Origin of the sequence: Enterobacter sp. 241F3 (assembly GCF_034106785.1) — a bacterium.
Taxonomy (GTDB): Bacteria; Pseudomonadota; Gammaproteobacteria; order Enterobacterales; family Enterobacteriaceae; genus Enterobacter; species Enterobacter vonholyi.
Genome location: NZ_JAWNDD010000004.1, coordinates 1 through 14,414, shown reverse-complemented (window position 1 = coordinate 14,414; position 14,414 = coordinate 1). Strand labels below are relative to the sequence as shown.

At 54.8% G+C, this 14,414-nt stretch carries 12 protein-coding genes and 2 rRNA genes; 8 read left to right on the top strand and 6 right to left on the bottom strand.

Annotated features, from left to right (window positions below; genetic code table 11):
* The first annotated feature begins 288 nt into the window (after window positions 1-288).
* Window positions 289-1,908 carry an L-aspartate oxidase gene (gene nadB, locus UR504_RS12840; protein WP_143345407.1) on the top strand — a complete coding sequence of 540 codons (1,620 nt, stop codon included), beginning with the start codon at window positions 289-291 and terminating at the stop codon, window positions 1,906-1,908.
* On the opposite strand, the gene trmN is transcribed toward nadB, so the two are convergent.
* Window positions 1,893-2,630 (bottom strand): tRNA(1)(Val) (adenine(37)-N(6))-methyltransferase TrmN, encoded by a 738-nt coding sequence (gene trmN, locus UR504_RS12835; RefSeq protein ID WP_302236246.1) that lies wholly within the window; start codon window positions 2,628-2,630, stop codon window positions 1,893-1,895. The genes nadB and trmN overlap by 16 nt on opposite strands.
* A 132-nt stretch (window positions 2,631-2,762) precedes the next feature.
* Between trmN and srmB the strand changes: the two genes are divergently transcribed.
* Window positions 2,763-4,091 (top strand): ATP-dependent RNA helicase SrmB, encoded by a 1,329-nt coding sequence (gene srmB / locus UR504_RS12830; protein WP_023344704.1) that lies wholly within the window; start codon window positions 2,763-2,765, stop codon window positions 4,089-4,091.
* 49 nt (window positions 4,092-4,140) lie between these two features.
* Here srmB and grcA read toward each other — a convergent pair whose 3' ends face one another.
* Complete coding sequence (grcA, locus tag UR504_RS12825; protein WP_047652709.1) at window positions 4,141-4,524, bottom strand: autonomous glycyl radical cofactor GrcA; 384 nt, start codon at window positions 4,522-4,524, stop codon at window positions 4,141-4,143.
* A 314-nt stretch (window positions 4,525-4,838) separates the two neighbouring features.
* Here grcA and ung point away from each other — a divergent pair, with 314 nt between their 5' ends.
* The gene (gene ung, locus UR504_RS12820; RefSeq protein WP_023333064.1) at window positions 4,839-5,528 is read left to right on the top strand and encodes a uracil-DNA glycosylase; all 690 of its coding nucleotides are present in this window, start codon (window positions 4,839-4,841) and stop codon (window positions 5,526-5,528) included.
* Window positions 5,529-5,568: 40 nt separating this feature from the next.
* Here ung and UR504_RS12815 read toward each other — a convergent pair whose 3' ends face one another.
* Window positions 5,569-6,699: a tRNA/rRNA methyltransferase gene (locus UR504_RS12815; protein WP_288460557.1), complete on the bottom strand. Its 1,131-nt coding sequence runs from the start codon at window positions 6,697-6,699 to the stop codon at window positions 5,569-5,571.
* 204 nt (window positions 6,700-6,903) lie between these two features.
* On the opposite strand from UR504_RS12815, the gene trxC reads away from it, so the two are divergent.
* The 5 genes from trxC (at window position 6,904) to UR504_RS12785 (ending at window position 12,625) form a co-directional block, all read left to right on the top strand.
* A complete protein-coding gene (trxC, locus tag UR504_RS12810; protein WP_111965120.1) occupies window positions 6,904-7,323 on the top strand; it encodes a thioredoxin TrxC in 420 nt (139 codons plus the stop codon).
* A gap of 69 nt (window positions 7,324-7,392) precedes the next feature.
* Window positions 7,393-8,091, top strand: a complete 699-nt coding sequence (gene tapT, locus UR504_RS12805) for a tRNA-uridine aminocarboxypropyltransferase (RefSeq protein WP_302236258.1) — start codon at window positions 7,393-7,395, stop codon at window positions 8,089-8,091.
* Window positions 8,092-8,126: 35 nt separating this feature from the next.
* Window positions 8,127-10,790, top strand: a complete 2,664-nt coding sequence (locus UR504_RS12800) for a bifunctional acetate--CoA ligase family protein/GNAT family N-acetyltransferase (protein ID WP_127731992.1) — start codon at window positions 8,127-8,129, stop codon at window positions 10,788-10,790.
* Window positions 10,791-10,900: 110 nt separating this feature from the next.
* A complete protein-coding gene (pssA, locus tag UR504_RS12790) occupies window positions 10,901-12,256 on the top strand; it encodes a CDP-diacylglycerol--serine O-phosphatidyltransferase (protein ID WP_302236272.1) in 1,356 nt (451 codons plus the stop codon).
* Window positions 12,257-12,301: 45 nt separating this feature from the next.
* Window positions 12,302-12,625, top strand: coding sequence for a YfiM family lipoprotein (locus UR504_RS12785; RefSeq protein WP_032643716.1), 324 nt, complete (start codon window positions 12,302-12,304; stop codon window positions 12,623-12,625).
* Here the strand turns inward: UR504_RS12785 and UR504_RS12780 are convergent.
* The 3 genes from UR504_RS12780 to UR504_RS12770 form a co-directional block, all read right to left on the bottom strand.
* Window positions 12,622-13,917 (bottom strand): MFS transporter, encoded by a 1,296-nt coding sequence (locus UR504_RS12780; protein ID WP_127731993.1) that lies wholly within the window; start codon window positions 13,915-13,917, stop codon window positions 12,622-12,624. The two genes, UR504_RS12785 and UR504_RS12780, sit on opposite strands and share 4 nt — an antisense overlap.
* Window positions 13,918-14,126: 209 nt before the next feature.
* Window positions 14,127-14,242, bottom strand: a 5S ribosomal RNA gene (gene rrf / locus UR504_RS12775).
* Window positions 14,243-14,315: 73 nt separating this feature from the next.
* A 23S ribosomal RNA gene (locus UR504_RS12770) occupies window positions 14,316-14,414 on the bottom strand; the annotation flags it as partial.

Below are 14,414 nucleotides of genomic sequence, written 5' to 3'. Positions count from 1 at the left end.
GCGCCGCAGACTGTTCATTTTCTCTCATTATAAGTCTGTTCACGATACGCACCAGTTTCTGACAAGAAACATCTTTTTCCCGCCAGAAGAGTAACGCAACACAGGCTTTATTTCACCACAAAATCTGACGCTAACGATCTGCTTCGCAAAATAATTTCACTCATTTACCCTCCGTTTACCTCAACTTAAGCGTTTAGCCATTGCAACAGTCGCTAAAAAAATACGTGCGATATATCGCATTCGAGTGCTATTCTGACCCAACACTGTTTAGTAAATTAAACAACAATCATGAACACAACACCTGAACTCCATTGTGATGTACTGATCATCGGCAGCGGCGCTGCCGGTCTCTCTCTGGCGCTGCGCCTGGCCGAGCATCAAAACGTTATCGTTCTGAGTAAAGGGCCGATAAGCGAGGGTTCCACGTTTTATGCCCAGGGTGGCATTGCCGCGGTGTTTGATGAGACAGACAGCATTGCATCCCACGTTGAAGACACGCTGATTGCCGGGGCCGGGATCGTGGATGCACACGCCGCAGAGTTTGTCGCCAGCAATGCCCGTCATTGCGTGCAGTGGCTCATCGACCAGGGCGTGTTATTCGATACGCAGGTTCAACCCAACGGTGAAGAGAGCTACCACCTGACGCGCGAAGGCGGCCATAGCCACCGCCGCATCCTGCACGCAGCAGATGCCACCGGAAAAGAAGTGGAAACCACGCTGGTTGGTAAAGCGCTGAACCATCCTAATATTCGGGTTCTTGAGCGGAGTAATGCCGTTGACCTGATTATCTCTGACAAGATTGGCCTGCCCGGCACGCGTCGCGTGGTGGGCGCCTGGGTCTGGAACCGTAATAAAGAGAAGGTGGAAACCTGTCAGGCAAAGGCTGTAGTACTGGCTACGGGCGGGGCCTCCAAAGTGTATCAGTACACCACGAACCCGGACATTGCCTCCGGAGACGGTATCGCTATGGCCTGGCGCGCCGGCTGCCGGGTGGCGAATCTTGAGTTCAATCAGTTTCACCCAACCGCCCTGTTCCACCCTCAGGCGCGCAACTTCCTGTTGACGGAAGCCCTGCGCGGCGAAGGCGCCTATCTGAAACGCCCTGACGGCACACGCTTTATGCCGGACTTTGACGCCCGTGGCGAACTGGCTCCCCGCGATATCGTTGCTCGCGCCATCGATCATGAAATGAAGCGTCTTGGCGTGGACTGCATGTATCTTGATATCAGCCATAAGCCAGCAGCGTTTATTCGCCAGCATTTTCCAATGATTTATGAAAAGCTGCTCAATCTTGGCATTGATTTAACGCGCGATCCGGTGCCGATTGTGCCAGCCGCCCACTATACCTGCGGTGGCGTAATGGTTGACGATCATGGGCGTACCGATGTGGACGGACTTTATGCTATCGGTGAGGTCAGCTATACCGGGCTTCACGGCGCGAACCGTATGGCTTCTAACTCGCTGCTTGAATGTCTGGTGTACGGCTGGTCGGCCGCAGAAGATATCACGAAGCGCATGCCCTACGCCCGCGAGACTGAGCACCTGCCAGCCTGGGATGAAAGCCGCGTGGATAACCCGGACGAGCTGGTCGTGATCCAGCACAACTGGCATGAACTACGGCTGTTTATGTGGGACTACGTCGGAATTGTGCGCACCACAAAACGTCTTGAACGCGCATTGCGCCGCATCACTATGCTGCAGCAGGAAATTGATGAGTATTATGCCAATTTCCGCGTATCCAATAATCTGCTGGAGCTGCGCAATCTGGTGCAGGTTGCCGAGCTGATCGTCCGCTGCGCGATGATGCGTAAAGAGAGCCGCGGGCTGCACTACACCCTGGACTACCCGAATCAGCTTGCTGAGTCCGGCCCGTCGATACTCGCCCCGCAGGTTTACATAAACAGATAAAACGCCTGGGTCAGGGCAGTGTAATCTTCGGAATAACGCTGGTCTGGCCCACGGATCACCATTCGATCGTTAAAGCATTCCCCCTCTTTCGGCGAGAGCGCCAGCAGCACGCGGTGCGGCAGTCGTCCTTCCGTATCCGAAATATCGGTACGCAGGCGTAACGTCCAGCCGATCTCCTGCGCGATACCGATGAACGTGTTGCCGGTACTCTCAGGCAGGACCACGCAGAAAAAACCTTCTTCGGAGATAAGCTCGGCCGCACTGGTGAGCAGGGCCTTGTGATCGAGGGAACCGGTATAACGCGCCTGCTCACGCTCGGGGGTACCGCACTCAACGCCGGGCGCATAGTAAGGAGGGTTGCTGACGATCAGATCGTAACGCGCGGTTTGTTCAGGCGCCCAGGCGAGCACATCTGCGCATTCCACTTTCATGCGGGCAGCCCAGGGGGATTCGGCCATATTTTCATTCGCCTGCTCTGCCGCCTGCGCATCCAGCTCGACGGCATCGATGGTGACATGCTCTTCCGTGCGCTGCGCCAGCATTAACGCCACCAGCCCGCTGCCGGTACCGATATCAAGAATACGCTTAACACCTGCGACAGGCGCCCACGCTCCCAGTAAAATGCCGTCTGTACCGACCTTCATGGCACAGCGATCGTGAGCGACAAAAAATTGTTTGAACGTAAAACCATCGCGGCGCAGCTGCGCTTTGAGTTGAGACATGTCGGGGCAACCTTCTAAGTGAAACTGGAGTAGCATAGGGGAAAGCGAAGTGGCCGAAAAGCGATATCCATACAAACAGATGAAGATTACAGCCGTAACGTCTATAATCAGCGCCCCACACAGAGGTAGAACATGACTGTAACGACTTTTTCCGAACTTGAACTCGATGAAAGCCTGCTCAATGCACTTGAGAGCAAAGGCTTTACACGCCCGACCGCCATTCAGGCAGCGGCCATTCCGCCTGCGCTTGAGGGCCGCGATGTGCTCGGTTCTGCGCCAACCGGCACGGGGAAGACAGCAGCCTATTTGCTGCCTGTGTTGCAGCATCTGCTCGACTTTCCGCGTAAAAAATCTGGCCCGCCGCGTATTTTAATCCTGACGCCGACGCGCGAACTGGCCATGCAGGTGGCCGATCACGCGCGTGAACTTGCGGCAAATACCCATCTGGATATCGCGACCATCACCGGCGGCGTTGCGTATATGAACCACGCAGAAGTGTTCAGCGAAAACCAGGACATCGTCGTTGCGACGACGGGCCGCCTGCTGCAGTACATTAAAGAAGAGAACTTCGACTGCCGCGCGGTTGAAACGCTGATCCTCGACGAAGCCGACCGCATGCTGGACATGGGCTTTGCACAGGATATCGAGCACATTGCCGGGGAAACACGCTGGCGTAACCAGACGATGCTGTTCTCTGCCACCCTCGAAGGGGAAGCGATTAAAGACTTCGCCGAGCGTCTGCTGGAAGATCCGGTAGAAGTGTCGGCGACGCCGTCCACCCGTGAGCGTAAGAAGATCCACCAGTGGTACTACCGCGCGGACAACCTTGAGCACAAGGTCGAATTGCTGAAACACCTGCTGAAGCAGGAAGATGCGCTGCGCACAATCGTGTTTGTGCGTAAGCGCGAGCGCGTGCACGAGCTGGCAGAAATGCTGCGTAACGCCGGGATCAACAACTGCTATCTTGAAGGCGAGATGGCGCAGATCAAGCGTACCGAAGGCATTAAGCGCCTGACCGACGGTCGCGTTAACGTGCTGGTTGCTACAGACGTGGCCGCTCGCGGGATCGACATTCCGGACGTCAGCCATGTGATTAACTTCGATATGCCGCGCAGCGGCGATACCTATCTGCACCGTATTGGCCGTACCGGTCGCGCGGGCCGCAAAGGTATTGCTATCTCACTGGTTGAAGCGCATGACTACCTGCTGCTGCAGAAAATTGGCCGCTATGTTGACGAGCCGCTGAAAGCGCGCGTTATTGATGGCCTGCGCCCAACCACGCGTGCGCCGAGTGAAAAAATGACGGGTAAACCGTCCAAGAAAGCGCTCGCGAAACGTGCTGAGAGAAAAGAGAAAGAAAAAGAGAAACCGCGCGTGAAGCAGCGCCACCGCGACACCAAGAATATTGGTAAGCGACGTAAGCCAAGCTCTGCCGCACCAGAGACGAAAACTGAAGAGTAAAAAAAGCCGGGGAAATCCCCGGCTTTTTTATTCCCCCCTGCTGAAGCCGTTACAGGCTTTCAGTAAAGGTACGGGCGATGACGTCGCGCTGCTGTTCTGGGGTCAGAGAGTTGAAGCGTACCGCATAACCAGACACGCGAATGGTCAGCTGTGGATATTTTTCTGGGTGCTCAACCGCGTCCATCAGCGTTTCGCGACGCAGTACGTTTACGTTAAGGTGCTGACCACCTTCCACGCGCACTTCCGGTTTCACTTCCATTGGAATTTCACGGTACTCGATTTCGCCCAGTTTGTTCACCGGCACGATTTCATCTTCAGCAAAACCCGCTTTCGCAACGACACAGCGCGCTTCGTTTTTCTCGCTGTCCAGCAGCCAGAAAGAGTTGAGCAGATCGTCATTTGCAGCTTTAGTAATCTGGATACCTGTAATCATGTGTTGCCTCCCTTAGGCTACATTAACTGATGTCGGCCTCTCGCGGCCAATTGGTAAAACCATTGTTTCTTGTGTGTATATATATCATTCACACCCCGGTGATTTATTGATTTGAATCAACAAAAACACCAACCACATAAAGAGTGTGGTTTGAATTTATTGCTTTAGATCAATTTCACGACCTTACCAATTCAATTTTACCTGCACATTTTCAACATAAATTAAGCCACTTAGCGCACATTTCAGCGAGTAATTTTGCTCACCGGGGTTAAACAGGTAAGCTAGTCACAGATTGAGATTCGCAGGAGAGCGAGATGACAACACCTTTAACCTGGCATGACGTGCTGGCAGAAGAAAAGCAGCAGCCTTATTTTATCAATACGCTCAGCACCGTTGCCGCTGAGCGTCAGTCAGGACAGACGATTTACCCGCCGCAGAAAGACGTGTTCAACGCCTTTCGCTACACCGAACTGAGCGATGTGAAAGTGGTCATTCTGGGCCAGGATCCCTATCACGGCCCGGGCCAGGCGCATGGGCTGGCATTTTCCGTACGTCCGGGCGTGGCGATCCCCCCTTCTCTGCTCAACATGTATAAAGAGCTTGAAGGAACCGTGCCCGGGTTTACCCGGCCAAACCACGGCTACCTGGAAAGCTGGGCGCGTCAGGGAGTGCTGTTACTGAATACGGTACTCACCGTACGGGCTGGCCAGGCGCACTCGCACGCCAGCCTGGGCTGGGAGACGTTCACCGATAAAGTCATCAGCCTGATCAACGAGCATCGTGAAGGGGTCGTGTTTTTACTCTGGGGATCGCATGCGCAGAAGAAAGGGGCGATTATTGACCGTCAGCGCCATCACGTGTTGAAAGCGCCGCACCCGTCACCGCTGTCTGCACATCGCGGTTTCTTTGGCAGTAATCATTTTGTTCTGGCGAACGAATGGCTGGAAAAACGTGGCGAAACGCCCATTGACTGGATGCCTGTGCTACCGGCTGAGAGCGAGTAGTAATTGAATGTGCCGGGTATGCCCCGGCACATGAAGAGGCTTATGCCTTATTCTGACGCCACCACTCGGCCAGCAGTACGCCGGTCGCAACGGATACGTTCAGACTTTCTACATTGCCTGTCCCATCAATAGAGACGCTCAGATCCGCACTGGAGAGCGCCGCGTCAGACAGACCATCACGTTCCTGACCTAATACCAGCACCATTTTACGCGGCAGCGTCGCTTTAAACAGCGGCGTACCGGCATGGCTCGAGGTGGTCACGATGGAATAGCCCGCTTTACGGAACTGCTCAAGAGCATCCAGCACGCTGTCGCCGGTGATCGGCTGCACGTGCTCGGCTCCGCCTTCCGCAGTACGGATCGCGGCACCGGATTCCAGCAGTGCAGCATCCTGCAACAGCACGCCTTTCACGCCAAAGTGCGCGCAACTGCGCATCATTGCGCCCAGGTTATGCGGGTTGCCCACATCTTCCAGCGCCAGCACGCAGTCATCGGCATCCGCCTGGCTGACCCACTGCTGCACGGTCGTGCCGTTACGTTTTTTGATCAGGAAGCAAACGCCGCCGTGGTGTTCAGTACCGGAGGCTTTGGTCAGCTCAGCATCATCAACAACGTGGTAAGCTTTACGGTTCGCGGCCATCCAGCGCAGGGCTTCTTTGAAGCGCGGGGTTACGCTCTGGATAAACCAGGCGCGGACGATACACTCAGGACGGCTCTGGAATAGCGCCTGGCAGGCGTTCTCACCATACACGCGGGTCTCTTCCGCACGCTGGCGGCGCAGCACTTCCGGGTCGATAAAGCTTTTACCGCTGATACCGCCGTGATCGGCTTTTTCCGGCGTCTCATCGCCAGGGGCGCGAGAAACGGTACGCCACGGGGAGGCGTTATCACGTGAGAAGTCTTCCCGCGGACGGTCATCGCGTGGACGGTCACTACGCGGGCGGTCGGAACGCGGACGTTCATCGCGTTTACGATCGTCACGTTTGCGGTCATCACCGCGGTTATTTCTGTCATCGCGGGCGGGGCGACGGCCACCGTCTGCACGAGAAGACGCCGGACGCCCGCCACCTTTTCCGGTACGCGGATTTTGGGTGCGTTTATCAGAGTCATCATCACTGCGGACATACATCACTTTGACCTTGCCGCTTTTGTTTTTCATTTCGTCGTTCATGCTTTTCTCCACCAGCGCTGCGCGAAGCGCGCAGATTACCCGATGTGCCAGCGCATAGCCATAATTTCGTACAAAAGCCTGTGACTATTGTTCTCATTGAATAAAACGCATTGTTGTTTCAAACAGGCTCATTGATAATATGTAACATATTAGAAACATTATCGGCGTTCCGCCGCTGTCCCACGGCTCTATCAGAGGTTAGTTATGAATACCGTATGTGCCAACTGTCAGGCTCTTAACCGCATTCCGGACGATCGGATGGAAGATGGTGCGAAATGCGGACGTTGCGGCCATGAATTGTTTGATGGCGACGTCATTAACGCAACGGGTGCTACGCTGGACAAACTCCTCAAGGACGATCTTCCTGTCGTGGTCGATTTCTGGGCGCCATGGTGCGGCCCTTGCCGTAGCTTCGCGCCAATCTTCGAAGATGTGGCCGAAGAGCGAAACGGAAAAATGCGGTTCGTTAAGGTCAACACTGAAGCTGAGCCCGAACTGAGCGCCCGTTTTCGCATCCGCAGCATCCCGACCATTATGATTTTTAAAAATGGTGAGGTGATCGATATGCTCAACGGTGCAGTTCCAAAAGCACCTTTTGAAAGCTGGTTAAACGAGTCGCTGTAACATTCACGGGGCACATCTTGTGCCCCGCTGCCGCCTCTGCGAAAATAGGGTTTTTCCTGCATTTCGCCCATGACTGATAACGCTGTTCTTCAACTACGCGCCGAACGCCTTGCGCGCGCCACTCGACCGTTCCTCGCCCGAGGCAACCGTATTCGCCGCTGTCAGCGCTGCCTGCTGCCGCTGAAGGTTTGCCTGTGCGAGACGCTGACTCCGAGTACGGCACAGAGCCGTTTTTGTCTGGTCATGTTCGATACCGAGCCGATGAAACCCAGCAATACGGGACGCCTTATCGCCGATATTCTCCCGGATACTGCGGCTTTTCAGTGGTCCCGAACGGAGCCCCCTCAGGCCCTGCTCGACTTAGTGGCTAGTCCGGACTATCAGCCGATGGTCGTTTTCCCCGCCTCTTATGCAGGCGTGGATCGCCAGGTGCTTTCGACGCCGCCATCCGGTAAACCGCCGCTATTTATTATGCTGGACGGCACCTGGACCGAAGCGCGAAAAATGTTTCGCAAAAGCCCGTATCTCGACGCGCTGCCGGTTATTTCTGTCGACCTTTCCCGCGTCTCCGCCTACCGTCTGCGAGAGGCGCATGCTGACGGGCAATACTGCACCGCCGAAGTGGCGATTGCGCTTCTGGACCTGGCGGGTGATACCGCTGCGGCTGGCGCCCTGGGCAACCATTTCTCCTGTTTCCGGGAACGCTATCTGGCGGGAAAAACCGTTCATAAGGGCAGCGTCACAGCAGCCGAGACGGAAAGCGTTTAAAATCATCAGGTCGCTTGCATTCACAGGAGGCCTGCATGAGCCAGCGAGGGTTAGAAGCGCTACTTCGTCCTAAATCCATTGCCGTCATCGGCGCATCAATGAAACCGGATCGTGCTGGCTATCTGATGATGCGCAACCTGCTGGCCGGGGGATTTAATGGTCCCGTCATGCCCGTCACGCCGGCGTATAAGGCGGTTCAGGGAGTGCTTGCATGGCCTGATGTACAGAGCCTGCCTTTCGTACCGGATCTGGCCGTACTGTGTACAAACGCGAAACGGAATCCGGAGCTGCTGGAATCGCTCGGCAAGAAAGGCTGTAAAACCTGCATTATTCTCTCGTCTCCGCCTGAACAGAAAGCCGAGCTTCTGGCCTGTGCCAGCCGCTATCAAATGCGCATTCTTGGGCCAAACAGTCTCGGCCTGCTCGCCCCCTGGCAGGGCTTAAATGCCAGCTTCTCTCCGGTACCAATCCGCAAAGGCAAGCTCGCGTTTATCTCGCAGTCGGCAGCGGTATCGAACACTATCCTCGACTGGGCGCAGCAGCGAGAAATGGGATTCTCCTACTTCATTGCTCTCGGCGACAGTCTGGATATCGATGTTGATGAGCTGCTGGATTTTCTGGCGCGCGACGGTAAAACCAGTGCGATCCTGCTTTATCTTGAGCACCTCAGCGACGCGCGTCGTTTTGTCTCGGCTTCTCGAAGCGCTTCGCGCAATAAGCCGATCCTGGTGATCAAAAGCGGGCGAAGCCCTGCGGCACAGCGCCTGCTGCATTCGCATTCCGGCATGGATCCCGCCTGGGACGCCGCCATCCAGCGCGCGGGGTTGCTGCGGGTGCAGGATACACACGAACTTTTTTCCGCCGTTGAGACGTTAAGCCATATGCGCCCGTTGCGCGGCGAGAAGCTAATGATCGTCAGTAACGGTGCCGCCCCTGCCGCGCTCGCTCTGGATGAGCTATGGCGGCGCTTCGGCAAGCTGGCAACGCTAAGTGAAGAGACGCTGCAGCGCCTGAAAGAAGCGCTTCCGACCAGCGTGACGCCCGGCAATCCGCTTGATTTGCGCGATGACGCCAGCAGCGATCGCTACATCAAGGCGATCTCCATTTTGCTGGATAGCCAGGATTTCGATGCGCTGATGATTATCCACTCACCCAGCGCGGTCGCGCCGGGCAGTGAAAGCGCGCGCGCGCTCATTGAGGCCGTACGCAACCATCCGCGAGGCAAATATGTCACCCTGCTGACCAACTGGTGCGGTGAGTTTTCTTCTCAGGAGGCGCGGCGCCTGTTCAGCGAGGCCGGGTTGCCAACCTACCGCACGCCGGAAGGCACCATCACCGCGTTTATGCATATGGTGGAATATCGCCGTAACCAGAAACAGCTCCGCGAGACGCCGGCCTTGCCCGGGAATTTGACGGCCAACACCGTTGACGTTCACAGGCTGCTGCAGCAGGCCATTGAAGAAGGCGCAACGTCGCTGGATACACATGAGGTCCAGCCGATTCTGGGCAGCTACGGGATGCAAACCCTGCCGACCTGGATCGCCAGCGACAGCGCTGAGGCCGTGCATATTGCCGAGCAGATTGGCTATCCGGTTGCCCTGAAGCTGCGTTCCCCGGATATCCCGCATAAGTCGGATGTGCAGGGGGTCATGTTGTACCTGCGCACGGCAACGGAGGTGCAGCAGGCAGCTGATGCCATTTTCGATCGGGTCAAAATGGCCTGGCCGCAGGCGAGGATCCACGGATTGCTGGTGCAAAGTATGGCCAACCGCGCTGGTGCTCAGGAATTACGGGTGGTGGTTGAACACGATCCCGTCTTCGGTCCGCTCATCATGCTGGGAGAAGGCGGCGTTGAGTGGCGCCCGGAAGAGCAGGCCGTGGTGGCGTTGCCGCCTCTTAACATGAATCTGGCGCGTTATCTGATCATTCAGGCGATTAAAAGTAAAAAGATCCGCGGCCGGAGCGCGCTGCGTCCGCTCGATATTGCCGGGCTAAGTCAGTTCCTGGTGCAGGTCTCTAACCTGATTGTAGATTGTGCCGAGATCCAGCGGCTGGACATTCATCCGCTGCTCGCCTCCGGCAATGAGTTTACGGCGCTGGACGTGACTCTGGATATCGCACCATTCGAAGGAGACAGAGAGAGTCGCCTGGCAATCCGCCCGTATCCCCTGCAGCTGGAGGAGTGGGTTGAGATGAAAAATGGTGAACGCGCCTTGTTCCGCCCTATTCTGCCGGAAGATGAGCCCCAGCTGCGAGCCTTTATCTCTCAGGTCACGAAAGAGGATCTTTATTATCGCTATTTTAGCGAAATCAACGAATTTACCCACGATGATTTAGCCAATATGACCCAGATCGACTACGATCGAGAAATGGCGTTTGTTGCCGTTCGTCGCGCCGATAAGGGTGATGAGATCCTCGGCGTTACGCGTGCGATTTCTGACCCGGATAACGTCGATGCGGAGTTTGCGGTGCTGGTGCGCTCCGATCTTAAAGGCCTGGGTCTGGGAAGACGGTTGCTGGAAAAACTCATCAGTTATACGCGAGATCACGGATTGTTACGCCTTAATGGCATTACTATGCCTAACAATCGCGGTATGGTGACCCTGGCGCGAAAACTTGGGTTTGACGTTGATATTCAGCTTGACGAAGGTATTGTTGCCTTGTCCCTTAGTCTGACATCAGCCAGCAAACGCGAGTAAGCTACTGGAAATGTTACCCACTTTGGACGGGACTGGTGGTATCATTGTCCGCTTATGTTGTTTGCATGGTACAGACAACCCTTCAATGAACAGAGAAGATACGCACTGTGATGTTGTCAAAATTTAAGCGTAATAAACATCAACAACACCTTGCTCAACTACCGAAGATTTCTCAGTCAGTTGATGATGTAGAGTTCTTTTACGCTCCCGCTCATTTTCGGGAGACGCTTCTGGAAAAGATTGCCAGCGCCACACGACGCATTTGCATTGTGGCACTGTATCTTGAACAGGATGAAGGCGGGCGCGCGATCCTGAACGCGCTCTATGACGCCAAACGTCAGCGCCCGGAACTTGATGTTCGCGTGCTGGTAGACTGGCATCGAGCTCAGCGTGGCCGTATTGGCGCTGCCGCGTCAAACACCAATGCTGACTGGTATTGCCGTACGGCGCAGGAAAATCCTGGCGTCGATGTGCCTGTTTATGGCGTCCCGGTTAATACCCGTGAAGCGCTCGGCGTCCTTCATTTCAAGGGATTCATCATTGATGACAGCGTGCTGTACAGCGGCGCCAGCCTCAATGATGTCTACCTTCATCAGCTCGATAAATATCGCTACGACCGCTACCATCTGATCCGTAATCCGCAGATGGCCGATATCATGTTTAACTGGGTTGATAAAAATCTGGTCCACGGCCGTGGCGTTAACCGCCTTGACGATCCCGAGCGTCCTAAAAGCCCGGAAATCAAAAACGATGTTCGCGCCTTCCGCCAGGAGCTGCGTGATGCGGTCTATCATTTCCAGGGCGATGCGAACAACGAAGAGTTATCCGTTACACCGCTGGTAGGACTCGGCAAATCAAGCCAGCTGAACAAAACGATCTTCCATCTGATGCCGTGTGCGGAGCAGAAACTCACCATCTGTACGCCGTACTTTAACCTTCCTGCCGTGCTGGTGCGTAATATCATTCAGCTGCTGCGCGACGGTAAAAAAGTGGAAATTATCGTTGGTGATAAAACGGCAAACGACTTCTTCATTCCTGAAGATCAGCCGTTCAAAATCATCGGTGCGCTGCCTTATCTCTATGAGATTAACCTGCGTCGTTTCCTGAGCCGCTTACAGTATTACGTCAACACTTACCAGCTGGTTGTACGTCTCTGGAAAGATGAAGACAATAGTTACCATCTGAAAGGCATGTGGGTCGACGATGAGTGGATGTTGCTGACCGGTAACAACCTGAACCCGCGCGCATGGCGACTGGATCTGGAAAACGCTATCCTGATTCATGACCCGCAGCATGAGTTAGCCGCCCAACGTGAACGCGAACTGGAGCTGATTCGCACCCATACGACCGTGGTGAATCACTACCGCGAACTGCAGAGCATTGCCGATTATCCGGTAAAAGTTCGCAAGCTTATTCGCCGCTTACGTCGTATCCGTATCGACCGACTTATCAGCCGTATTCTGTAATATCCAGGCCCTGTCACCCGCAGGGCTTTTTTATGGAGCCCGTTGATGCGTATTCCTCTGTTACTGAGCGTCCTTTTCCTGAGTGGCTGTAGCCATATGGCCAACGATAGCTGGTCCGGACAGGATAAAGCACAGCATTTCCTCGCTTCCGCGATGTTGTCCGCAGCCGGTAATGAATATGCCCAGCATCAGGGATACAGCCGGGACCGTAGCGCGGCGATCGGGCTGATGTTCTCAGTAGGTCTTGGGGCATCAAAAGAACTGTGGGATAGCCGCCCCGCAGGGAGCGGCTGGAGCTGGAAAGATTTCGCCTGGGATGTTGCCGGCGCAACGACCGGCTACGCCGTGTGGCAAATGGCGCGCTATTAAAGTCGGATACCTTTCCCTTTGCGATGCAGCATCAGGGAAACAATAAAAGCCAGAGCCCCCATACCCGTTACGTACCAGAAGAATGTCGTTTCGCTTCCCCATGACTTAAGCGACAACGCAACGTACTCCGCCGATCCGCCAAACACCGCGTTGGCTACCGCATAAGAAAGCCCTACTCCTAACGCACGAACCTGCGCCGGGAACATCTCGGCTTTCAGTATCCCGCTGATTGAGGTATAGAAACTGACAATCACCATCGCCACCATCACCAGCGCAAACGCGGCATATGGCGAAGTCACATGCTGAAGGGCAGACAGAATAGGTACGGTACATAACGCCGACAGCCCGCCAAAAATCAGCATCGACGTTCGTCGACCGATTTTATCCGAGAGCGCACCGATAATAGGTTGTATGAGCATAAAGACAAACAGCGCCACGGTCATGACTACGCTGGCAACGTTTGCGTGCATGCCGGTGGTGTTCACAAGGTACTTCTGCATATAGGTGGTGAACGTGTAGAAACTAAGAGAGCCGCCCGCAGTAAAGCCCAGCACCATGAGGAAAGCTTTGCGGTTACGCCATAACCCTTTGAATGTTCCCGCCTCCTTCAGCATCCTGACCTCTTTCTGAGAGGTTTCATCTAGCTGACGGCGTAGCCAAAGTGCAACAACCGCCAGTACAGCGCCCATTGCGAAAGGGATCCGCCATCCCCAGGCGTGAAGCTGTTCGTCCGTCAGAATTTGCTGCAGGATCACCACCACAAGAATGGCCAGCAGCTGACCGCCAATCAGCGTGACGTACTGGAATGACGCGTAAAAACCTTTACGACCTTCCAGTGCAATTTCACTCATGTAGGTTGCACTGGTACCGTATTCACCGCCCACCGATAATCCCTGGAATAAGCGGGCCAGCAAAAGTAGCGCCGGTGCCCAGGTACCAATCGATGCATATCCCGGTAAGCAGGCGATCACCAGCGAGCCAAAGCACATCATGCACACCGAGATCAGCATAGAGGCCTTACGCCCGCGACGATCCGCAATGCGGCCAAACAGCCAGCCCCCGATGGGTCGCATCAAGAATCCTGCGGCAAATACCCCTGCCGTTTGAAGCAGCTGCGTTGTGGTGTTGCCGGAGGGGAAGAAGATATGTGCGAAGTAGAGTGAACAGAATGAGTAGACGTAAAAGTCGAACCATTCAACCAGATTCCCTGAAGAGGCGCTGACGATTGCCCATACCCTTCTTCGGGTATCACTGTGACCCAGCGTCCCGTTTGATGTCATGCTTTCTGTCATTGTGATTATGCTCCTGCCATAAACTGCGGCGTATTGAGCCAGGAGACTCAATAACCTCGTAAATGAAATGTTATAATTTTGTTATAAATCACATTGAGACAGAGATCACACATTCCATTAGCAGGATAAGGGATTAAGAGAAAGGCCAGAGTGGGAAAACAAAAGCAAAAAACCCCGCACCTTTCGGTACGGGGTTCTTCTATTTTGATGCCTGGCAGTTCCCTACTCTCACATGGGGAGACCCCACACTACCATCGGCGCTACGGCGTTTCACTTCTGAGTTCGGCATGGGGTCAGGTGGGACCACCGCGCTAAAGCCGCCAGGCAAATTCTGTTAAATCTGTATCAGGCTGAAATTTGATTGTTCTGTCTCTTCGCCAAAACATCTTCGGCGTTGTAAGGTTAAGCCTCACGGTTCATTAGTATCGGTTAGCTCAACGCATCGCTGCGCTTACACACCCGACCTATCAACGTCATAGTCTTTAACGTTCCTTCAG